At 40.8% G+C, this 22,601-nt stretch carries 17 protein-coding genes; 4 read left to right on the forward strand and 13 right to left on the reverse strand.

Translation table 11 applies throughout. The features are described 5' to 3' along the window. Window positions 1-576: 576 nt before the first annotated feature. The gene (locus F7734_RS51270; RefSeq protein ID WP_166482677.1) at window positions 577-3,045 is read left to right on the forward strand and encodes an AMIN domain-containing protein; all 2,469 of its coding nucleotides are present in this window, start codon (window positions 577-579) and stop codon (window positions 3,043-3,045) included. A gap of 137 nt (window positions 3,046-3,182) precedes the next feature. Here the strand turns inward: F7734_RS51270 and F7734_RS51275 are convergent, their stop codons facing one another. After that, window positions 3,183-3,806, reverse strand: coding sequence for a type II secretion system protein (locus tag F7734_RS51275; protein ID WP_155751977.1), 624 nt, complete (start codon window positions 3,804-3,806; stop codon window positions 3,183-3,185). A 218-nt stretch (window positions 3,807-4,024) separates the two neighbouring features. On the opposite strand from F7734_RS51275, the gene F7734_RS51280 reads away from it, so the two are divergent. Continuing rightward, on the forward strand, window positions 4,025-4,276 hold the full coding sequence (locus F7734_RS51280; RefSeq protein WP_347566432.1) for a nucleotidyltransferase domain-containing protein: 252 nt from the start codon (window positions 4,025-4,027) through the stop codon (window positions 4,274-4,276). A 110-nt stretch (window positions 4,277-4,386) separates the two neighbouring features. On the opposite strand, the gene F7734_RS51285 is transcribed toward F7734_RS51280, so the two are convergent. The 11 genes from F7734_RS51285 to F7734_RS51335 form a co-directional block, all read right to left on the reverse strand. Beyond that, window positions 4,387-5,352 carry a glycosyltransferase gene (locus F7734_RS51285; RefSeq protein WP_347566433.1) on the reverse strand — a complete coding sequence of 322 codons (966 nt, stop codon included), beginning with the start codon at window positions 5,350-5,352 and terminating at the stop codon, window positions 4,387-4,389. Between the two features lie 113 nt (window positions 5,353-5,465). Then, window positions 5,466-6,338 (reverse strand): hormogonium polysaccharide biosynthesis glycosyltransferase HpsE, encoded by an 873-nt coding sequence (hpsE, locus tag F7734_RS51290; RefSeq protein ID WP_243147534.1) that lies wholly within the window; start codon window positions 6,336-6,338, stop codon window positions 5,466-5,468. After that, window positions 6,320-7,327: a hormogonium polysaccharide biosynthesis glycosyltransferase HpsE gene (gene hpsE / locus F7734_RS51295; RefSeq protein ID WP_155751979.1), complete on the reverse strand. Its 1,008-nt coding sequence runs from the start codon at window positions 7,325-7,327 to the stop codon at window positions 6,320-6,322. The genes hpsE (F7734_RS51290) and hpsE (F7734_RS51295) overlap by 19 nt, the downstream gene beginning before the upstream one ends. A gap of 460 nt (window positions 7,328-7,787) precedes the next feature. Then, on the reverse strand, window positions 7,788-8,486 hold the full coding sequence (locus F7734_RS51300) for a prepilin-type N-terminal cleavage/methylation domain-containing protein (protein WP_155751980.1): 699 nt from the start codon (window positions 8,484-8,486) through the stop codon (window positions 7,788-7,790). Between the two features lie 35 nt (window positions 8,487-8,521). Continuing rightward, a complete protein-coding gene (gene hpsC, locus F7734_RS51305) occupies window positions 8,522-9,520 on the reverse strand; it encodes a hormogonium polysaccharide secretion pseudopilin HpsC (RefSeq protein WP_155751981.1) in 999 nt (332 codons plus the stop codon). Window positions 9,521-9,565: 45 nt separating this feature from the next. Further along, complete coding sequence (gene hpsB / locus F7734_RS51310; protein ID WP_243147535.1) at window positions 9,566-10,273, reverse strand: hormogonium polysaccharide secretion pseudopilin HpsB; 708 nt, start codon at window positions 10,271-10,273, stop codon at window positions 9,566-9,568. 30 nt (window positions 10,274-10,303) lie between these two features. Next, a complete protein-coding gene (hpsA, locus tag F7734_RS51315; protein WP_155751982.1) occupies window positions 10,304-15,328 on the reverse strand; it encodes a hormogonium polysaccharide biosynthesis protein HpsA in 5,025 nt (1,674 codons plus the stop codon). 454 nt (window positions 15,329-15,782) lie between these two features. Further along, entirely contained in the window at window positions 15,783-16,019 is a 237-nt protein-coding gene (gene rpmB, locus F7734_RS51320; RefSeq protein ID WP_155751983.1) for a 50S ribosomal protein L28, read from the reverse strand. Window positions 16,020-16,266: 247 nt separating this feature from the next. Further along, complete coding sequence (gene htpG, locus F7734_RS51325; RefSeq protein WP_155751984.1) at window positions 16,267-18,264, reverse strand: molecular chaperone HtpG; 1,998 nt, start codon at window positions 18,262-18,264, stop codon at window positions 16,267-16,269. Between the two features lie 219 nt (window positions 18,265-18,483). After that, window positions 18,484-19,119 carry a methyltransferase domain-containing protein gene (locus tag F7734_RS51330; protein ID WP_155751985.1) on the reverse strand — a complete coding sequence of 212 codons (636 nt, stop codon included), beginning with the start codon at window positions 19,117-19,119 and terminating at the stop codon, window positions 18,484-18,486. A 59-nt stretch (window positions 19,120-19,178) separates the two neighbouring features. Next, a complete protein-coding gene (locus tag F7734_RS51335) occupies window positions 19,179-19,511 on the reverse strand; it encodes a hypothetical protein (protein ID WP_155751986.1) in 333 nt (110 codons plus the stop codon). Window positions 19,512-19,700: 189 nt separating this feature from the next. On the opposite strand from F7734_RS51335, the gene F7734_RS51340 reads away from it, so the two are divergent. Beyond that, window positions 19,701-20,660, forward strand: coding sequence for a class I SAM-dependent methyltransferase (locus F7734_RS51340; protein ID WP_155751987.1), 960 nt, complete (start codon window positions 19,701-19,703; stop codon window positions 20,658-20,660). A 594-nt stretch (window positions 20,661-21,254) separates the two neighbouring features. Then, window positions 21,255-21,641, forward strand: coding sequence for a hypothetical protein (locus tag F7734_RS51345; RefSeq protein WP_347566431.1), 387 nt, complete (start codon window positions 21,255-21,257; stop codon window positions 21,639-21,641). A gap of 40 nt (window positions 21,642-21,681) precedes the next feature. On the opposite strand, the gene F7734_RS51350 is transcribed toward F7734_RS51345, so the two are convergent. Further along, on the reverse strand, window positions 21,682-22,581 hold the full coding sequence (locus F7734_RS51350) for a Uma2 family endonuclease (protein WP_155751988.1): 900 nt from the start codon (window positions 22,579-22,581) through the stop codon (window positions 21,682-21,684). Window positions 22,582-22,601 lie beyond the last annotated feature (20 nt).

Consider the following 22,601-nt stretch of genomic DNA (forward strand, 5'->3'; position numbering starts at 1 on the left):
CTCTGCGCTCTCTGTGCCTCTGCGGTTTAAAAGTCATTTATTTAACCGCAGAGGCGCAGAGTACACAGAGGTAAGAGGTGAGATAGCATTGAGCACCTGAAGTTTTTATCCACCTTGACAGGGTTAGTAGGGCATTGCCCACGAACAACAAATGGTGGGCTTTAGCTCTACCTACAAATTCGCGATCGCTTCGGCGCAAGCTGTACCCAGCTTATCGCCCACAATAGAGTAATAAAAACCCCTCTTCCCTACCCCCTACCCCCTATTCTTCAGTAATTCTACGGCACAATTTCAAATAGCTTCATGAGAAACTAAATGTAACAATCCCGAAAGCAAAAAAACTGTTAATTTTCTAAATTTTCCGGGAAATATATAAAGGTAATCACCTGACCAGCGATCGGCGATCGGTGACCAGTTAATCTAAATACTTAAAAGTAAGGAATGGTAATTTGAATAATGAAACAAATTAGTTTTTGCAATCAACAAATTTAGGTGCATCTACAATATACGTCATCGGTCACTGGTCACCGAGCGCTGGTCACTGAAATAAATAGTTTTTAATGTGAGGAATGAACTGTGAAACAGCTTCACGGTAATGGTTTAGCATTTGGTGTTGCCGCAATTGTGATGGTGGCGGCTCAGCCAGTAATGGCACAAGTTACTCAAATTACTGGAGTCAAACTAAGTCCTGCTGACGGCGGAGTGAATGTTGTTTTAACAACTTCCTCAGGCTCTCGCCCACAGGTTTTTACAACACAAAGGGGTAATACCCTCGTAGCAGATATTATTAATACTCAACTGCGTTTATCTAAAGGTAATAGCTTTCGCCAAGACAATCCTGCACCGGGAATTGCTTCAGTTGCTATTAATCAGCTTGATGCCAATAGCATTCGGGTGATTGTCACAGGGAGTAAAGGCGCTCCCACCAGCCAACCTGTGGTGAGAAAGCAAGACAAAATAACCCTCAGCTTTACACCATCTGATGGAACGCAGGCCCAGGCTCCCCAATCTGCGCCTGCACAGACAGCAAGCAAGACGCCAAATGAACAAGCGGCGACTCCTATTTCAGTTCCACCCAGCCAAAATCAGCAGCCAGAGGTTTTGGTTCCCAACCCAAAAGTGACTGTGAATGGCACACCAGCACCAGCATCTGGAGTCGATCCAAGTCTGAATCAAGCTCCTCCTTTCTTACCAAGAGCCGTTGCGCCACCAGTTGGAGATATTGCGATATCAAACATGGATGCTTCTCCAAGCGTCGTTGATTTAGGAACGCAAGAACGGGTCCCTCGTCTGGTGTTGAGGGATGCTCCTGTACGTGAAGTGTTGTCTCTACTTGCTCGTGCTGCCGGTCTTAACTTAGCTTTTGCGGGAAATGCAGCTGGAGGACAAGGACAACAAGGAGGAGGTCAAGGTGGGGGAAGTGAAGGACCTACAATTTCCTTAGATATAGAAAATGAGCCAGTGCAAGATGTGTTTAACTATGTCTTGCGCTTGAGTGGTTTGGAAGCAAATCGCAGTGGACGTACAGTTTTTGTCGGTTCTAAATTGCCGAATGCCACCCGTGATATTGTGATGCGAAATATTCGTCTCAATCAAGTCAAAGTGGATACTGCTTTGAGTTTTTTGGTTGCTTTAGGAGCAGAAAGTGCAATTACTCGCGAACGATTGGTCACTAGTGTGAATGCTGTTCCTGTTGGTGGCGCAGCCAATTCTGCAGTGACTCAAAGCCAGACTACGACAGAACTGAGAGTGGAGACTTTGCGGACTGAGTTTCAAGATTCAACACCTTTATTGCGGGGTTTGCAGGCGTCAGGCGACCAACGCACTAATTCAATTACCTTAATTGGATCTCCCAAGCTGATTGATGTTGCAATGGCTCAGCTGACTCAGCTGGATGTTCGCCGCCGTCAAGTAGCAGTCAATGTTAAGGTTATTGATGTTAACCTCTTGGGAACTCACGATTTTAACAGTAGTTTCTCCTTTGGAATTGGCAATAACTTTTTTGTCAATGATGGTGGTGCAGCAGCACTGAATTTTGGCGGTTCCAGACCTGCGACTAGTGGCGAAGTAGCAAATAGTGTCACTAGTACTCCTGTTATTGAAAACCCAATTAAAGGTACACCTTTCCTCGATCCGAACAATCAGCTGGTGATTCCTGGAGGAGGTTCGGGTACAACAATTATCAACCAGTCGCCAAATCCAGTCAGAATAGGTGGAGTGACTGTCCAACCAGGCACTTCTCAACAATTGGCGAACAGAGATGCCACAACTTATCAACCAATTTCACCAATTTCTAATGACCCCACAAAACCTGGTCTTACAGAAATTACACGGGGTACGAATGATGTAATCACTATAGATGCAGATGGTAAGATAAGTGTCTCACCAGGTACTAATGGTACAGTCACATCTGCTCTCCCGTCTTTGTTCCAATTCCCAAAACGCTTGCTAGCTAGTTTGCAGGCTCAAGTCACTAACGGTAATGCTAAGATTCTGACTGACCCGACTCTCACCGTGCAAGAAGGAGAAGAGGCTGTTGTGAGTTTGACATCACAAGTCTATGGAGGTATCAGATTAACAGCAACTACTAGGGAACCAATTATTAAGGATGCGGGTTTAACCCTTTCAGTGAAAGTTGACAAGATAGATGATAACGGTTTTGTTGCACTCTCTGTTGCACCTACTGTGTCTGCACCAAACGGAACAACATCAAGCCCTGATGGTGTAATTACGTTGTTATCACAAAGAAGTTTGAGATCGGGCGCTATCCGTCTGCGAGATGGTCAGACACTAATCTTGTCAGGGATTATTCAAGAATCAGATCGAGTCACGGTATCTAAAGTTCCTATCTTGGGTGACATTCCCCTCCTTGGCTCGTTGTTTAGAAAGACCAACAAAGTTAACCAGCGTAATGAGGTGATTGTGTTGCTCACACCCCAAGTGATGGATGACTCAGAGCGATCTTCTTATGGTTATGAATACACTCCCAGTCCAGAGGTTCGGCGAATTCTTGAGCGTCGGGGTTTACAAACACCTAAAAAGTGAAGGATGAGGTGACATTACTGTTTAGGAAGCGGTTATGGGTAACCATTTCACAAGTGTAGAGAAGTTGTGTGCTACCTCTTTACACTTGTGACAACTAATAATTAGAAATATTTGGGAATATTATCTGGAAAATGAAATTAATAGCAATATTTGCCGTTGTCGTTAGCCTTATCGTGCTCTTTCCCCGTCCGCATGGCACCTAATATTGTAGAGATGTAAACGCAACGTTTGGCTTTCCCACCATTTTTACTAGAGAAAGTTATTTGTCCTAATGTTCTCAGCGATGTTTGAGTGCATTCATCTCCAACTTGATATATTGGACAACCTTGATAGTTGAATAGGACTCGCCAAGCTTGGGTTGAAGTGTCTTGTGGTAACGTTGTTTCGGATTTTCCTTTATTATTTTTTATCGTATCAATACGAATATTTATATCTAAGTTGTGCCATAAATTATCGTTGACACTAATGGCATATGGGAGAAATTTGTCAGCTTGGGCTTGATGAACTGTCCATTGCACAATACCATTATTGTCACGAAAACTGACTTGCCAAGTTAACTTGTTCTTTGTAGCTAGACTTTGTGCTTGGCGCATGGCTTGGTAGGCTTCGCCTTGGGCAGTTTTAAGCCGTTGAATGTCAACAAAGGCTAGCCAACTGGGAACTGCGATCGCAGCTAGTAGACTAATTATTAAAACAATGACAACAATCTCTAACATTGTGAAGCCACTGTTAGAGCAATTTTTGAAACGCTGTGCCTGCATTAATTTGGATATGAAAAAATTACCGGAAGTACCTATTCGTACTTACTGGTATATTTTTTTGTTTCCGGATAATCAGTACAGATTTTTCTGTGGGTTAAGGCAAAACTCCTTCTACCCAAAAATATCCGGCAATGGTTTAAAATAATGTAGTGTAGTGTTTTAAGATAAATTACAATATGAAGTTAAAAGAAGTTCTTCAATAAAAACGAGAAGAAATTATCAGTATTGCCGCTAAACATGGGGCTTATAATGTCCTGATTTTTGGAAGTGTAGCTAGGGACGAAGAAACAGATACAAGTGATATTGATTTTTTGATTGATTACGATATGAGTCGAATTACAGCTTGGTTTCCTATTGGGTTAATTCAGGATTTTGAAAGTTTTTTGAATCGTAAAGTTGATGTAGTGACTACTAATTATTTATATTGTTTAATTCAAGATAAAATCTTTAAGGAGGCTATTCCTTTATGAAAGATGGTTGTGTTTATCTGATTCACATTCGTGATTGTCTTGCTAGTGGGATTTAGCGCTAAAGCGCAACTACAAACAAAAAAAACCGTAGAATTTGTTACAGTTACTTATTAAGTAGTTTGTCTCTTTATACCTCTTAATACTACTGTAGATAAAGATGCTGGTAAGAGAATAATTATTATAATTTTAAGCAACATTACTAACGTCATTTTGGCATACTTAAGCCTAGAGGAGTTATTAATAACATACTTCATTAAAAATATAGCTGCAGCTTTACCTTTATGTCGATTAAAAGGTTGTTCTAGGGCTTTACAACTAAGATATTTATAGAGATTTGCTAGACTCTGTTTCCGAAGAGACTGTGCTGAAGCAGGACTATTGCTATAGGCTTTATTAAGCACTAACAAGCAGGCTTTTTCTTGTCTGGCAAGATTAGAGGAAAGTGAGTTACCGCTTTTACGGTATAAAATTTGTACTTTCGGTACAGCCACAAATTGGTAATCATGGGCTAATCGCAACCACATATCCCAATCTTGAGCAGCAGTTAGAGATTCGTCAAATCCACCTAATTTAATTAAAGCTTCTCTACGAATTAAGGGATTAGAACCACTCTCTAAAAAATTAATCACTAACAGCTTTTCATAGACATGACTGTTTTCAGTGATGTGAGTTCCAGAAAGTAAAAATTTACTCTTTTCATCAATATAATCAGTCCAACTATAAGCAACCATTGCATCTTCATTTTCTTGCAAAGCTTGCAATTGCAGTTCTAGCTTGTCTGGTGTCCAGAGGTCATCTGCATCTAAAAAACTAATATAATCTCCAACTGCACGGTATAGCCCCCTATTACGGCTTACATTTGCACCAGCATTAGGATAAGAGAATACTTTTATTCGGTCATCTTTAACTTCTGAAATAAGAGCTAAAGTAGAATCTTGCGAACCATCATTGATGATAATAATTTCAAAATTATTAAAAGTTTGTTTTAAAATAGATTCAATAGTTTCTAGAATTGTTTTTGCACTATTGTAAGCAGGTATTAATGACAGAGATTTTAGGTATGCTTTGAATATTATTCATATTTAGGGCTTAAAATATTGATTAATAATTGCCTTATATAAGTTGTTAAAGTATAGAAAGGGCTGAGCATACAACTTAGATAAAATACAAATTCAAAATTTTCAATACATCATTTTATATTGTCCCTTATATTTGATAAGTGATGTAGTATTCTCCGCAAATTACCTAAAAATATCTTGATAAAGACTACAGGTTTTTCCCAATTATTTGTATTAATAAAACGTAACTGGCAAACACAAAGACCACAACCACGAGCTAACGTGACTAAATAATTCCTTTCAAGCCGCCATTGTGGTATTTGATGATAAGTATGCATGGCTGGGTTGTACCAAATTTCCCACCCTGCTTTATGTAGGTGAAGCAATAATTCAAAATCATCACCTGCTAACTTTAATTTCCCCAGCCTTCCCTTAAAAATGAGTTCCATGGGAATACTTTTCTGCCAAGCTTCTTGACGAAAAACTAGTGCTGCACCAGGAGGAAGGCTTAAATTGTTTGGATCGTATAAATGTGGTTGTGAACCCCGTTCCCTAATAGCCAAAAAACTTTTTATTCTTGCAAATTTTTCTGGAGGATCAATTTCAAAATCACCATGAATTTGACCTCCCCATGCACCAGCATGGGGGTGAGCTTTACCAAAAATGACTGCTTCTTTTACCCAATCTGAGGTAGGAAGAATATCATCATCTATAAATCCAATCAGTTGTCCTTTGGCTTCGCAGATAGCTCGCAATCTTGCATAAGTAATACCTTGTTTCCTTTCCAGGAAGTACTTCAATGGAAAATCATGATTCCAGCTTTTTTGGTACTCTCGAATGACTTCTGCTGTCTTATCGCTACTATTATTGTCAATGACGATAACTTCCCACTTGATGTTTTCTACTCCTGTTTGCGATTGCAAACGTTCCAGAACTTTCGGTAAGCGGTTTTCTCCATTGTATGTAGGAATTGCTACGGTAAAGTCTAAAGAAAAATTTTCCATATATTTCCAACACTCCTGGATGAACTAAAATAAGTATTAAAATGTTTAGTTTTCAACAGAAAGAAAGGGCTGATCAAACTGCTGACTAACAGTTCCATTTCACAGGCAGCAATTAAGTTACTTTGAACTGCGCCTCGGTATTTAACCAAGTGGGTAATGATTTTGCGTAAATCATTAACTAAGTATCCCACGCTTGCTAAAGGTCTTTTCCATGGTTGCGTTCTTAACATACGAAGGTGATGTTTACTCAAGCCAACACAGCGAAACAAACGAATTAAATATTCTTTTTGCAATCGCCATGCTGGAATTTGATGATAAATTTGCATTTCTGGGTTATACCAAATTTCCCAACCACTCAACTGAATATATAATACGGCTTCTAAATCTTCACTAGCTAACCCAGCTTCTTTACCCTTATTATTTAGCACGAGACGTTTGGGAACTGTTTTACACCAAGCTTCTTTTCGGACTACTAAGCCAGCACCAGGAGGTAAAACTTTCATATAAGGTTCGTAACGATGAGGTTTTATACCCCTCTCAATAATGGCTAAAAAACAAGCTATTTTCTCAAAATTTTCTGGTGGTTCAACTTCAAAATCACCATGAATCTGGCTACCATAAGCTCCTGCTTTTGGGTTGTTTTGACCAAAAGCATAAGCGGATGCTACCCAATCTAATGCTGGGTAATTGTCGTCATCAAGAAAACCTATTAAAGTACCTTGAGCTTCTTCAACTGCTCGTTGTCTAGCGTAAGCGGCTCCCTGTTGTGCTTCAAAGCAGTACTTGATAGGATACGAGCATTGCCAAGAAGCTTGATAATTTTTAACAACAGTAGCAGTATTATCAGTGCTGTTATTATCTACAACTATAATTTCCCAAGATATATCCTCGGTATTGAGTTGATTTCTCAGTCGTTCTAATAGCTCGGGCAAACGACTTTCACCGTTATAAGTTGGAATAGCTACAGTAAACTCAAGGCACCCAGTCATAGTTGAAACCTTAAAGTATTTCTATATCAATCGGGTAAGTACCATGTTGGCAAATACGTTAATTTACTTACATATAAGTAAAAGCAACAGCCCTACAGGTTTGAAGCTCAAATGTTACTAAGATCAGTAGATGGCAAAGTTTTTTAGAACTGCTGTCACATAGCCCATTTCAGCAACACACCCAAACATTAGGAAAGTACCTTTTAGCCAGCATTTCAGCCAATAGCGATCGCTGTTATATAGCGATCGCTCTTTAGAGAGAACTGTTGGGATCCTGAAGAGCGAGGGCTAAAACCCTTATTTTTCCGTGAGGTTTCAAAAGTTTGCGATCTACTGAAGATGTTAGATACATATATAGAACCTAGAAACTGCATCTCATATTTTAAGTTTGCGCTTAAGGTGCAGTTTCAGGTTCCGTATTTCTATTGAAAATTTTATATTTTTTTGCTAAAGCGGTTCTTTAATTACAGTTGTTACTATTTTTTCCTGTTCGCATTCCACCAAGCAGAGTTTCTACAATGACACACCGCTTCAGTGTATTAGTTGCTGAGTAACTTCCGGAGTTAGGTGTAGCTACAGCAATTTTTAAACCAAGCTGCTGTGATAAAGCACTTGCATCTAGTAAAGCTCCCATGTAATCAAACGTAATTGTACCAAGAGAACTAGTTCCTGATGAAGGAGTGTAGTTCACATTACCAGTGGAGACTAGTTTATTGTAAGTGCTGGAATCAAGATTGGAATATAGCAAAACTTGTCCTGATTTAAATGCCATATCCTCACCTAAAGGTTTCCAGATTGGATTGGTAGTTGCAGGTGGACTAGTATTATAATAAATCGCTACTTTAGGGATACCATTGTCATTTCTAAAACTAACGCTGTAAGTACGTTTATTCTTTTTAGCTTCTCTTTGAGCTTGTTGTATAGCTGTTAAGATAGCATCATTAGCTTTATTAACCCTTTGCCGATTCACAAAGGCAAGCCAACCTGGCGCTGCAATCGCAGCTAAAATTCCTATCATTAGCACAGCTACTAAGACTTCTACTAATGAGAAACCAGCGTCACTGTAGCGGTGTTTATTTATATGGCAACATTTATATCTCAAATATTGCTGCTCTTTAGTAATTTTCTCTAGTACCAACAGTAAAGCTACTTTGTACATACAACTTTTTTATCTATTAACTACATTTGTAAAGGTTATTGAGGAGATAAAAATCCACGTCCTTGCACCTGGATACTGGCACTAGGAAAATAAGTAGAAGTGTTATTTGTATAAGAAGCACTATTATTATTATTGAGACGAGCCATAGCAGTACCTCTTATGTACACTCTTGCTAATAGCTCTCTAGCATTTACACAAGCATAAAAACCGCTACTTCCCATACCCTGTGTACCAGTAGGGCAAGTAACCGCAGGTCCAGTAGTGCTTACGTAATCTACTAAAGTCAATGCAGGTTGATCGTAACTAGCACCAGCAGCTAATCCAGTTTTCCACTGGTTCATCTTGTCTTTGAGCTCAGCACCACTAATATTAAGATCTAATGGTGGTGGCTTAAAACCTGTGCTTTTGCTACTATCATTTCCTGTTGAGTTAGCAAGTGCGGCGTTTACTGCTCCTCGAATTCGGAATCTAGCAATCCTTGCAGCAGGAGACCAAGGAGAAGTTGAACTGGGGTTAGTAATCAAGTAATATGCTACTAATGAATAAGCAAAGCCATCATCTGTTGTTTCTTGTGTAGTTTGAGTGGCTGCTGTGACTCCAACACTATTGGCTAAAAACTCTCGCTTCCAAAAAACAAGTACGGGTGTACAAACACTTGTATTGGTAGCACTAGTAGGGCTACAACCAGTAGTAGACTTGACTGGTGGTATTTGATCTTGAATTCCTGACAAGGAAGTATTTGAACTATTGTTGTTCCTTGTCACTCCATCTGCATCGTAAATGTAAACTGCTTGCTGTAAGTCACGAGCTATGTAATCAAGGGCGGCTTGTATTTCTTGCTCAGTGGTCACTTTTGCTTGTTCTTTACGCTCGCTATCCATAACATTAATCATAAACGCCATTAAAGGTGTGATGACGAGCGCTGCAAGGATCATAGCGACTAAAAGTTCAATCAGAGTAAAACCGCTTATTTTTTTGTTTACTTTGGCGCATTTGAATTGAGTGCTCAAGATGAATCTCAATAAAGTCTTCATACTGCGGTTCCTTTTTTTAGATAAAGTTCCTCTCCAATTCAACATTTAATTGCAACCACCAAGACGACTACAAAGGTCACCATACTTAGGTACAGCATCGTTAATCTCTGTTGTCATTTCCACCAAAGGAGCAGAGCGTTTACCTGCACCTCCAGTGAAAGGATTTTGTGTTACTTTGGTTGTGGAAGTATTTTTAAGCAAAGTTGTGTTTAGCCTAAATGCATCTGCTCTATAAACTCGCACCCCCAAAGAGTAGCCCATAGTAGGATCATTGTTGTTTGGACGAAAAGCTTGCACAACCATATCTGTGGTACTAGTTCCTTCACATATACCGGAGCCATCAAAATCAACACAGTATAAATTAGTTGGTGGAGTTGATGCTGTTGCTGTGTTTGTACAGTAGGAGTTTGCAGTACAGCTAAAGCTTCCTAATGCTGTCGGTGCGCTAAAATCCGATAGTGTAGTAGTACTGCTTGGGGGAGCTGGGGCTAGAATTTGTTTTGTTCTCACCCCATCGATGTAAGTTTTGGCAGCTCGGCTTGCTAGCTCCACTCGTCGAGATTGAACACGCGTTGCCACTGACAGGGTAATAACTGGTGCGATCGCCGCTAGCAAAGCGCTCACTACGATAAGTGCTATCAAAGATTCAATGATTGTGAATCCTGCTTGGTTAGCTTGGATCAAAGGCTTTACGATTCTTTGTATCAAAATGCCTTGCGGTGTTCTTTTGCTGGTATTTTTCCCTATCATCATGGCAGTTCACCTAATGTTTAGACCTATTTTTTAATTATTTGGTATGTTAGGTTGACAGCTACTGGGGTAGTACTCCTGAGGAACTGCACGATCGCTGTAAGTAACTGTGGGCGTCGTATTATCTACAATTCCTGTTTTGTTACTCGCTTTACGAGCACAAAGCAATGTTTCAACCCAAAGGTCATCTCGACCTACTTCCCTAAAAAATTCATTTGGACGACTTGTTGGAGGTGTAGTAAATCTTTGAGCAAACAAGTCTGGTTGTTCAGACAATAGCCCAACATCAAACCCCCATCTTCTATCTGGTGGAGTGTAGAAAGGAGAAATACCATTCACGTTTGGAGTCGGGTAAGAATCTACCAAGAAGTCAAAAATGCTGAGATTATTAGTTTCACTGGCATTGCTATCTGTTGATTGTCTGTCTGTAAAAATTGGTGCGAGAGGTGCTGTAGCAAAGGCGCTCCGCTTTAGCTGAATAAAGCTACCACTGATTTTGACATCTGTGTTCCTCCAATTTTCTAAAAACCTGACAAAGTTTTGCAAACCAGCCGAAACTTCAGCTGGTCTGCTGGGACTGTTTCCTACTACAAACGTTGCATTAAATGTCGTGTCAGTTGTAGCTACTTGTGTCCATCTAGTTCTGAAGTCATCTTGAAGGCGAGATACTTGGTCTTGTCTTAAAGAGACTACTCCAGATGAAAATGTAGCATTCGCATCATGAATCTGTAAAACTGGTACTAGGAGTGGTTGCCCATCTAAATCGGGGCTACCATTACCATCAGCATCAATAGGAGGGTAATAAAATAGCGATTGGTCATTTCTGAGAGTAGCATTAGTACTGGGATTGGTACCAGAACTTGTTGTCCTAAACAATAGAGCACTCTCACCTGTAATTCCATAGTGCTCACCAGGATTGCGAGTACTACTTGTTGTATAAGTACATCCATTATTGTTAAAAGTTGTGCCTGTTGTATCTAAGGGACAACCTACTCCAATAGGTTTGTATACACCAGAACTAGATTCAACTAGCTGATTAGTTGCGTTACGGGCAAAGGCAACTCGACGGGGATAGCGTCGATCTGTTGTAACCAAAGCTATACTACCTGTATCCCCGGCTCCAAGTCTTTGTCTGATGCTCTTATTACCGGGGCTATTGTAACTGGTGAATTGAGTATTCCAATTTCCTGACGGGTTGTCGTCCTTATTTAATATGTTGTTACTATCAACATAGTTAGTGCTGGAATTGGGTTTTTTAGCGACAATGAAGGCTTTTCCTAACTGATTCGCCTTCACATCTTTCTCAACAATGCCATCAACAGTATCATCTAAATCTCCATCCCCATTGACATCAAACCCCACGAACCATTTATCAAACGTACATTCCTCAACTACATTCTCACGGCAAATCTCCATGACGTACATAGGGTTGTTATCGATACGTCGTTGAATTGGTGTAACTCCATTCATAAGATAGGAGCCTGAATTTGCCAGGGGAAAATTTTTATTACCAGTTGTTTGCCACCAATTTGCACTAGTAACATAGTTGTTTTCCCAAAAGCCATTTTTGAGACGGGCTCTTCTTCTGGTATCTAACCCTGCTGGTAAGGCAGTAGTTAAGTTAGTTGAGGATAAGTTATTTAAATTAGAAGGAACTAAGTTACTCTCCAGGGGAATACCAGTGTTGTTATTTAGGTCATAGTCTCCTTGAGACCGAAAACCTTCTTGAAAAGTATTTGACAAAAGCGTCATAGCATCAGCGATGATAGTCGCAGGTCGCCAGTAGTCACCTTCGCCCACAGCATTGGAACAGCCAGCCCTATTAATACGACAAGCAAATTTTGTCTCAGGAGCACTGCGATCGTAGAAAGGAGTAGGGGGCGTACTTGTTTCTGTTTGTGTAAATTCTTCAATTTCTGTAGTGCTCGTAGTACTTGTACGGTGTAAGTTAAAAGTACCTTTAATATATGCAGGCAAATCCGTTGCTAAAATCAGACCTTTTTCTTTAGGCTCGTACCGATTTTGATTAGTACCAGGGTCTCTTGCTAATGTTGCACCATTGATGAGGCGAATACCATTGGGACGACGAGTGGGGTCAATCCTAAAATCTGTTGGGCTTAGTAATTGTGATTCTGAACCTGGAGTACTTTCATCCCGCAATCCATCATCCCGAGTGGCATAAATAATACCGCTATATGGCAAAAAGTAATCGGTTGTACTGCCACTTTGTGTAATTGGTGTTCTAGCTAGTTGATCCAAATCAATGTCTGTTACTCTGACTTCCAAAGGTTGGCGCTGCTCTAAATCTAGGTCATATGTTGTTGTTGTGTCAGTGGTAGAAGTGCTCGTTGAGGTATCTAACGGACTAATTTGTTTCACTTCTCTACCGTCTACAAATGATGCTTCCCTGATTGCAGCATGAGGAGGCTTGTTTGTTAGAGTGGTTGCTGGGGAGGCACCACCAAGAATAGAAATGGCACAAAGTGCTGTATCAATTGCTGAATAGTGAGCAAATTCTAAACCTGTATTGGGAACTGAAGAACCAGTGCCAATTTTGTCAAGAGCATCTTTCAAAGGCTTATTAACCCAACGCCCGTTTGGATACTTTAAATTTCCTTGTCGTACAAGACGAGCTTTGTTAGTTCCAAAAAACGTACTTCTTCCACCTGATGGGTAATCATAAACAACACCGTTGTTTGACCGACCATTGGCTGTATCGATCCCATATCCACCATTAACATTGACTCTATTTTTAGCAGTTGTGGCATCAGTAGGGTCAAAGTAGCTACTAACACAAGCAACAGGTGTTTGGGCAATGCCAGATTCTATTTTGAAGTGGTAGACTGCTGTTGCCCGCATAAGTATATCGCCTTTGAGTGTAGAATTAGGACTACTCATTGGCATAGCATCAGGCCAAACAACTGTGTTATCAGCAGCATTTGGAACGGGTAAAAATGAATAATCTTGGCGACCATAAAATGGACCATTTGTTAAATTAGAAGCACCAGGACCATCAACATAAATACCTGCACCAGTCACAATCCTCACTCCTCCCACACTGTCCAAGGGATTGGCAGGGTTTTCTGCTGCTTTTTCTTCCCAGAATTTACCCCGTTCTGCTATACCCAGGTCAGCAATGGATTGTATTTGAGTGTTGCGCCATCTTGATTCATTCTGCTGAGGTTCTGGCGATGGTGGTTCTGTCCATTTGATTGCAGTACCACTACTATTTTTTATGTATTGGTTAGCCTCTGAACCAACATATTTGCCGTCAGTCTGTTTCCATTTAGCAGGTAGGTTGTTACCAATGAAAACGCGATCGCCTAAATAAAACTGAAGACCTCTTTTCTTTTGAAAAGTTGGGAAGACCGCATTAAGTTGTTGTGTTGCTAGCGTGATTGTTGAAGTTATACCAGTTAATTGGTTACTAGAGTTGAATGGCTCTCTCCAAGCTTGTGGAATCTCTAAGCCATCCGTAGTGTTAAAGCCTGCAAAAGTAGCGGAACCAGTAACGTCTGAAACTTCGGCAAAGGGTACTCTTCGAGTACGCTGTTTTAAGTAAAGTTCTATTTCCTCAGAAAGAGTTTTTTTGGCATCATCTAGAGTATCAGTATCTTGAACTTTCTGAGCAACATTACTTCTCACGTCTGCCGGGTAATATGTGGCTCCTGAAACGGCTGATTTGAACTTGGCAATAGTATCCGTACTTGAACTCTGACAAGTTGTGCATAAATTAATTGCAGAAGTCTTCATTGCAGCAATGCGTTGGTTAAACGCTGCATCATTGAATCCGATTGAAGCACCACCATCACTATCTGTCGATCTATTAGTGCTATTAATTTCAGTAGTACCGATAGCTTGACCATAACCTTTATAAAGATCAACAGTTACTCCTTTAACAGAAGTTTGTCCGAGGCTTCCATTTCCTACATTTCCTCCCACAGTAATCTGTCCATTTTCTTGGTTATAGAAACAGGAAGTTTTACTGCTGACTTGCCGCAAGGTCATATTACCTGCATTTTCAGTAACACCAACTAGTAAATTGCCATTTGTGTGTATTCTTCCATTTAAGGTTAGCGCTGTAGCACCAGTTATGATTTCCAGATCGTTCTCATACCAAACTGCGTTGTACACAAGGGGAATACGAGTACGATCTTGTTGAAACTCTAGTGCGACAAAACCTTTATTACCTTTGTAAGCTTCACTATTGGATTGGGAAGGTTCATATTGAAGTGTTGATGTTGAAGGCAAGCTACTATATTCTGAGGGAGTAATTGGTACATTAACGGTGTAAACAAAAAAGCTTTTACCTAAATTGCCAGATTGCAGTTTGTACCAACTAGAATTACCCACTAAGCTAGAAAAACCTGCGGCTTTAGCACATTGGGAGTTGGTTGAGCTATTGTCCATTGGTGGAGTTCTAGCTTCTAGAGGATTTCGTTTACGATTAAAATTACCCGTGGAGGAATCTCTGCTTGGTGTGCGGAAGTATAGTCCATATAGTGTATAGCTATCGTATTTTCCGTTGTTATCTGTATCAACAGGGAATCTCCAAACAGTTTTTAAAGTTTCATCATCTTCTAGAGTACTAGGTGTTTGGATACCTGCTGTTCCGTTAAAGTTATAAGCCAACTTTAAACGCGTTTCATCACCAAGTCTGTACTTGTCTTTCTTAAGAGCATCGTATAAAGCGTTATCAGAAGGTGTTCCCCTTGGTAATGTTGGATCGTTAAATAAAGCGTCTAACTTAGCTCTTACTCTATCTATAGCAGGTGCAGCAGCGTTGAGAGCTGCCTCGTTAACTCGAACATTACTCGCATTTTTTGACCGTTCAAAAGACCGGAATAAAATTGCCGTTGTCAGCAGCACAACAACCAAAGCTACCATTGCGACTGTTGGCAACACAAAACCAGCATTTACCCAGTCGGGCTGTTTCCTGGTAACTAAGAAAGCTCGCAGCAGCCACAAACTTTGCTCTTTAATTGTTAATGGAGAGGAACTGCAAAGCTTGTGGTAGAAATTTCTTGTAGCCTTGACTAACTTGCTATTTCGCTTCATAGCCACTTCCCTGTTAAGAGATTTAATGCTGGTTTCTTTAAAATGTTTACTATTGTTGAACTGCGCCTAACAAAAATATGCAGGCAAAGATAAAGTTCTTGACACCACTTGTTAACCCTGCATAACTATGATGCAAGGTTTATAGCAGGACCAAACGATTTTCTTCAAGAATGGTATTTTTTTTCAGCTTCTTAGATAACACTAATATCATTAGAATTACTTAATTTATAGCTGAAAAAGAATAATAACACCATAGATTTACATGAACTTTGCAAAGATGTGTTTCAAAGCAAAGAACTTCATGAAGATAATGTTAGATAGTAAGCTTATGTTACCCACTTGGTAACATAAGATATCAGTTTATCAAAAATCAAGATTAATATATTAAAAACCTCCCCGAAGGGGGGAGGCTGTGGAAGATACATTAAAGGTTGAATGGGAACAATCAGTTGTCTTAGTATTTGCTGAGGTCAATACCAGCTTCTTTCGCCATGGCTTCCAATCCTTTGAGATCGAGGGTTTTGATGGCTGTGGTCGATAAACGCATTTTCACCCAACGATTTCCTCCTTCCCACCAAATACGCTTGGTTTGCAGGTTAACTTGCTGAAGGCGTTTGGTACGACGGTGAGAGTGGGAAATTGCGAAGGCGTTGTTTGCCTTCTTACCAGTTAATTCGCAGCGACGAGACATATCAAGGTTCTCCGATTTTTTTGGACACGATCTCTTATTGTATAGAATTGCTCGCTAAGTGGGTGGCAGTTTGTCCTGGTTTTTGGGCTAATATGTGATTGATTCGTACAAACAAAGGAGGCTGAGCCTCTAAATAGGTATTCCCAGGCTGAGCCTGGGAACTAGGGACTGTCCTCTGTTGATGCTAAATCGGGATTTACATCTTTTTAGCGCTAAAGCGCAACTACAAACCAAGAGGAATCAATTTCTACTTTGTTGCTTCTTGAGTGAGCTTGGTGAGCACTTCGTTAGAACGCTCAACAAAAGATTTCATTCCTTCAGCATCAAAACCTTTCTGAGACATGAGTGCCAAATCGTATATATGTTGGCAAATCATCTTCACAAGCTGTCCGGTAGGTGATTCACCTTCCCCTTGAATAATACTGCTTTGACTCAGACTTGCCAAATTTTGAATCAGTGGGTGAGATGTGTTGACTAGCAAAATATGGTCTTCCGGAAACTCTGCTTGCTGTTGCTGCATCAGAGCATTCATCTCGCGCAAACGGCGCAAAATTTCTGGCAAAAGCACCATGGCTGGTGGTGTCCCTTGGGGATCGTCTGCTTTCAAAGCTTCGGTGCGGATGTTCACCTTGGGTTTGTTAAGCGCTTTCTCGAAGAGCTCTTTGACAGTTTCACTCCGAGTTTTATTTGTCTTTGGATCGACAATCTCCTTATCTTTCTCTTTATCCAGCAAGGTGTTGTCTAAGTCAGAATCTACCCGTGTAAATTTGACTTCATTATATTCCCGCTCTAAGAAGTTGATAAAGTGGGTGTCAATGAAGGAGTCCATAAACAGGACTTCCAAACCTTGATTTTTATGCAGTTCTATGTATGTTGCCTGCGACGCTTCATCAGTAGCGTAGAAGACACGATTTTCGTGACGTTCTTTGTTGCGCTCCAGATACTCTTTCAGGGTAGTGTAGGGTGACTGGGAAGTTGGGGCAGAAGACTCAGAACTGGGGGTTACGTCTTGCCATACGTCACCTTCTTGAGATTGTACCTCAACTTCAACTGTTGGGTTAGCGGCTGGCTGCTGGCTGCTGGTTGGTTGATAGGTACTGCGGAAAACAATAATGTCTTCCACTTGTTTCTTAAATTTCTCGTCGTTCAGAACGCCGAATTTAACGAAGGTACCTAAGTCTTTCCAAGCACTGACGTACTGTTCGCGATTGTCGCGATAGAGTTCCTTAAGACGATCGCCCACCTTCTTAGCAATATAATCGCCAATTTTCCGCACGGTGCGATCGGTTTGCAAAGCGCTCCGCGACACGTTCAAGGGAATATCAGTACTGTCAATCACACCTCGCATTGGCAGCAAGAACTGTGGAATAATTTCTTCACAGTGGTCGCTGACAAAAACTTGATTGCAGAACAGCTTAATCTGCCCTTTCGTCACATCAACGTCCGGCTTCATTCTGGGGAAGTACAAAATACCGTTGATAATGAAAGGATAATCTGTGTTCAGATGCACCCAGAGCAACGGTTCTTCTTGGAAAGGGTACAGATAGCGGTAAAACTCTAAATAATCTTCTTTACTCAAACTACTGGGAGACTCCCGCCACACTGCCCTTTGCTTGTTGATGACCTCACCATCAAGTTTGATGGGTACTGGCATGAAGTCGCAGTAAGTTTTAACCAGCTGTTTAACACGAGCAGGTTCTAAGTACTCCAGTTCTTCCTCTTGCAAGGTAAGAGTTATGGTTGTACCCAGAGTTGTACGGGATGAATCGTCCAAAGTGAACTGTGGAGAACCGTCACAACTCCAGTGGACTGCCTGCGCCCCTTGTTGATAAGACAGTGTATCGATTTCTACCTTCTGCGCCACCATAAAGGAGGAGTAGAAACCAAGACCAAAGTGACCGATAATTGGCTGGTCTGATTTGCCTTCATACTTCTGAATGAATTCCTCAGCACTGGAGAAGGCAACTTGGTTGATGTACTTCTTAACTTCCTCTGCCGTCATCCCGATACCGTTATCGGTGATGGATAAGGTTTTTTTGTCCTTGTCGATGGCAATTTGAATCTCCGGTTCGCCAATTTCCCCCGAATACTCCCCTGCACGGGATACCATCTTCAGTTTTTGGATAGCATCTACAGCGTTAGATACTAACTCCCTCAAGAAAATTTCGTGATCGGAGTAAAGAGACTTTTTGATAATTGGGAAAATATTCTCAGTATGAATACTGATAGTGCCTTGTTCTAGCATGATTGGTAATCTTCAATGCAATTATTTAAACGATCGCACTTGGCATCATACCCTAGTCCTCCGCATCTAGGGGGGTAAACCAGGGAATGTGGCATTCTAACAATTAGAATTTTAAAGCTATACCAAAAGAGGTAGTATGTTTTTTATGCACTGTTTGCCCCCAAGCGCTTATTCGGATTTCCCTACTCCTCATCAGTTTTGATGAATTCAGCCTAAGTATTACTTACTATTTTTTTCCAGTACCAAAAAGTAGTGATACGGATAGGTAGGATCGACAAATTCATGCTTGACGGTTAAACCAGCCTTAGCAACCGAATTTAAAATCCGCTTTTTCGGGTATCCTTTTAAACCCATTTCCCAGTAGTGCTGCTTACATATGGGCTTTGTGCTCCAAAACTTTGGTATATTGATAAACAAGTGCCTTGGTCGTTGGAAGTAGGCAAATCTTACTTGAATAGCCAAAAATTGAGTGCAAGAAGGAATAGAAATTATCACAAATTTCTTTGTTGCTTCTGCAAGTTTTTGCAGGGCTTGTTCTGACTGCTCGTAAGGCAAGTGTTCCAAAACTTGAAAAAGTACAATTGCATCAAAGGTATCTTTTGGTAGTGAAAAATCTCTTGTCAAATCTACAATCAAGTCTGGCTTTAAGTTGGGATCGATATCAGCAGTCGTAACATTATAGCCGCTCGATTTCAGTAGGTGCGTCATTAAAGAATTAAAAATTCCTATTTCCAGAACGTTCTTCACTTGGTGACCAAGAGAGAATATCAGACGCATCTGGTGGTGATAACTGATAAGCCTGTCTTTAGATAAATACTCAGAATTTTTAATGTTTAACGAACTAATCAGTTGCATAACATATTCTACCTAATCTGATGAACTTCCCAATATAGGGTATACAATTACAGACTGCCCTAAAAACGACTAGAAGTAACAGATACAGGTAGATATAGCGTTGTGTTTGCCACTAATGCTTTTCCCATCAGTAAGCCAGCGAGAAAAAACCAAATGCTTGTCTTCTGTTCGTAGTAGCGCTTTAGCGTATGTATCTCAACTACAAACAAGTCATAATTATTTATGCTGCCTTGCTGACTGCAAGCCCAAATATCATCAACCTGAAGCTTGAGAGAAAAATCTTGAACCACACCCTGCGCGGTAAAGGGCGTACCTCCCAGACAAGACAGCCCAAAACCGATCTGACAATTCACACCATAGCAGCCCATAACGAAGTTTTTGAACAGACTCATAGTATAATCAAATGCACAAAACTAAGATTTCCATGCTAGTACTGGAAACCAAACTAGAAAGAACAAGCGGGCAGGGCAGTATCTGAGACCAAATACTGAGTATTGCCCGTTTTGTTTGTCAGAGCTGCCTTAGATACTAGATGGACAACCGTGGACTCCTAACCAGTTTGAGTAGTACAAGGAATCTCAATGATTGAAAAAACAGTAAAAGTGATAGAAGGCGGTCTATTGCCAGAGGGAGATTATGTTTCACCAGGATTTTCCATTATTCAACCAGATTCATGTTTTCCCAATATGATTTTGGGAAATCCATATGATTCTTTTTGGCTTTACCTGCGCCGGAATATTGCTCATAACTGGTACGTTGACAAGCGACAGCAGGGGGTAGGATTTGTCAGCAGAGATGAAGCTCATATTCTTTACAATACAGCCTTAAAATTTAAAGGAAAAAAGGCTTTAGAAATAGGCTGTTGGATGGGTTGGTCAGCTTGTCATTTAGCTCTAGCTGGAGTGGAGCTAGATGTCATCGATCCCATGCTATCCCAACAATTATTTCAGGAAAGCGTTACAGATTCATTGAAGCGGGCAGGGGTAAAGGAATCTGTCAATCTCATACCAGGATATAGCCCTCAAAAAGTAGAGGAGTTAGCAAATCAATTGCAACGGAAATGGTCATTGATATTTATAGACGGTCATCACGAAGCACCAGCACCCCTCAATGATGCCATAATTTGCGAACAAGTTGCAGAAGAAGATGCCTTAATTTTATTTCACGATTTAGCCTCTCCCGATGTCGGTCAAGGATTGAACTACTTGAAAGAGAAAGGATGGAACACAATGGTGTATCAAACTATGCAAATCATGGGAGTTGCATGGCGGGGAAATGTTGAGCCTGTCATACATCAGCCAGACCCTAAAATTAACTGGAAATTACCCCCACATTTACGACATTATTCTGTGAGCGGTTCAATTCCAACTGTAGCGGGAAATAAAATTGGAAAAAATCTGAAATCGCTTGTAGCCGATAATTTCCGGAAAGAAGCAAAGTTATTGACACTGTACAGCCAAACACAGCAAATATATTATTATCTTTCCTGGCTACCACAAATGTTAATACAAGCCATGGCAAGAAAAAACCAAACGCTGTAAAGAAACCTAAAACCAGTGACCAGTGACCAGTGACCAGTGACCAGTAACTAGTTATCAATACTGCGTAGGTTTTACTTAAAAATACGAAAATATGTAGGTTGGGTTGAGGAACGAAACCCAACATTTACAGGCATCTGTTGGGTATCTCTATGGTAAGCCCAACCTACAAAAATTCGAGAACCCTTGCAGTATTGAACCAGTTATAGTGATTCTGTCGTTGTATTGAAAACCGGGTAAGAGTAGAAATTGTGCAACTTGTCACGCTTGATTTCTCCACCTACCCGGTTTTGTGAGAACTGTTTGAGTAGCAATTAAGCTGTTAGAAAACATCACAAATATTGTGCTTCTTCTCATGACGAGAGTTATGCGATAAGGTTGGCTCTGTCATCACTCCCTGATGGTACAAGCGATACTTTCTCAAATTTTCCACTACTCCCTTTCGACTCTAAAATTACCTATTCTTGTAGCTAGGGTTAGACTGCACAACAGCAAACTCATTCATAATCCAATACGGTTCAGTTAAGGATAATTGTAGGTTGGGTAGAGCGATCGCGTTACCCAACAAACGCTGCGAGAATGTTGGGTAGAGGCAGAGTGCAAAGCCGAGCCATTGATGAATTAGAAGCGCTGCCCGTCACCCATCCGTTTCGTCAAGCAACGTTAGAATTGTTGTACACCTTGAGACAGAATTTAGCTTCCCAGACAATTTCAGAACCAGAAGATCGGGAGTTGATTATGAGATTAGCACCACTTTACCAGCAAGATCGTGAACTGGCAAAACAGGAAGGACAACAGCAAGGACGAATTGAAGAAAGAAGGCAAGTTGTAGAAAACTTATTGAGAGTTCGCTTTGGTACTCTTGATGCAGAACTTTCCACAATTATTGAACCATTATTAGCTTTGCCGCCAGAAGAATTTACTCCATTACTCGTGCAGTTATCACGCCAAGACTTAATCGCTCGCTTTAGCAATGACGAGTAATTAGTGACCAGTAACCAGTGAGCAGCGATGAGTATTTCCCCTATTCTGTAGGCAAATTATTCGGATCGATACCTTGAGATTGCAAATAAGCAATTAACCGTTCTTTTTGCTGACGTTCTTGTTCAGCACGTTGACGTTCTTGTTCGGCGCGTTGACGTTCTTGTTCGGCGCGTTGCCGTTCTTGTTCGGCACGTTGACGTTCTTGTTCGGCGCGTTGACGTTCTTGTTCGGCACGTTGCTGTTGTTGTTCGGCACGTTGCTGTTGTTGTTCGGCACGTTGACGTTCTTGTTCAATTACTTCTACTGCCCAAGGTAGCAAATTTCCTGCCCCATCCCACCACCGCAACCAATAACCTGTTCTAGCTTCTTTTGTTCCTTGCCACGTCCCCAAATATAACCCGACTGAATCTATCCAATGACGACCATTTTCGTCTGGTTGCTTCAATTCGTAGCGTCTATTTTCCAGTTGATAATATTCCAACAACCCACCATCCGGGTCAAATATTACATACACTGGTACCTGCAAAATTTGCTCGTAAAAAAACCATTTTCCCGGTGGATAAGTCCGCTTTACCGAATATTCTTCTCCCTGTGTCTCGGATAAAAATTCCATCACCACCGCAGGGACTTCTCCTTCTAAATTTGGTGTGTAGCTTCTGCGTTCTGCTATGACTTCATTCACCGAGGCGACGTAAACCCAATCCGGTGCTTTCACTATCAATTCCCCGTTGAGTGTCGCACACAGACCAAAATTGGAAGCTATTAACATTTTCTCTTGGATGAAACCACTGATTTCCAAACTTTCTCGCAACGCACCAGCCAACAGTGGCTGACCTGTATTTTCCACTGGTTCATCCTCTAATTGAAAATCTTTGGGCAACGCTTCCCACGATATTACCAGTTCATTGACTCTTTTGGCTGCACCGAGTTGGGTTACCATATATACTGCCTTTGGTCTAC

Source organism: Scytonema sp. UIC 10036 (genome assembly GCF_009725235.1).

Coding starts and splice junctions, on each gene's coding strand:
- F7734_RS51275 (WP_155751977.1), bottom strand. CDS start 3,806: ATGCAGGCACAGCGTTTCAAAAATTGCTCTAACAGTGGCTTCACAATG.
- hpsE (WP_243147534.1), bottom strand. CDS start 6,338: ATGGAAAATTTTTCTTTAGACTTTACCGTAGCAATTCCTACATACAAT.
- hpsE (WP_155751979.1), bottom strand. CDS start 7,327: ATGACTGGGTGCCTTGAGTTTACTGTAGCTATTCCAACTTATAACGGT.
- F7734_RS51300 (WP_155751980.1), bottom strand. CDS start 8,486: ATGTACAAAGTAGCTTTACTGTTGGTACTAGAGAAAATTACTAAAGAG.
- hpsC (WP_155751981.1), bottom strand. CDS start 9,520: ATGAAGACTTTATTGAGATTCATCTTGAGCACTCAATTCAAATGCGCC.
- hpsB (WP_243147535.1), bottom strand. CDS start 10,273: ATGATGATAGGGAAAAATACCAGCAAAAGAACACCGCAAGGCATTTTG.
- hpsA (WP_155751982.1), bottom strand. CDS start 15,328: ATGAAGCGAAATAGCAAGTTAGTCAAGGCTACAAGAAATTTCTACCAC.
- rpmB (WP_155751983.1), bottom strand. CDS start 16,019: ATGTCTCGTCGCTGCGAATTAACTGGTAAGAAGGCAAACAACGCCTTC.
- htpG (WP_155751984.1), bottom strand. CDS start 18,264: ATGCTAGAACAAGGCACTATCAGTATTCATACTGAGAATATTTTCCCA.
- F7734_RS51330 (WP_155751985.1), bottom strand. CDS start 19,119: ATGCAACTGATTAGTTCGTTAAACATTAAAAATTCTGAGTATTTATCT.
- F7734_RS51335 (WP_155751986.1), bottom strand. CDS start 19,511: ATGAGTCTGTTCAAAAACTTCGTTATGGGCTGCTATGGTGTGAATTGT.
- F7734_RS51340 (WP_155751987.1), top strand. CDS start 19,701: ATGATTGAAAAAACAGTAAAAGTGATAGAAGGCGGTCTATTGCCAGAG.
- F7734_RS51350 (WP_155751988.1), bottom strand. CDS start 22,581: ATGGTAACCCAACTCGGTGCAGCCAAAAGAGTCAATGAACTGGTAATA.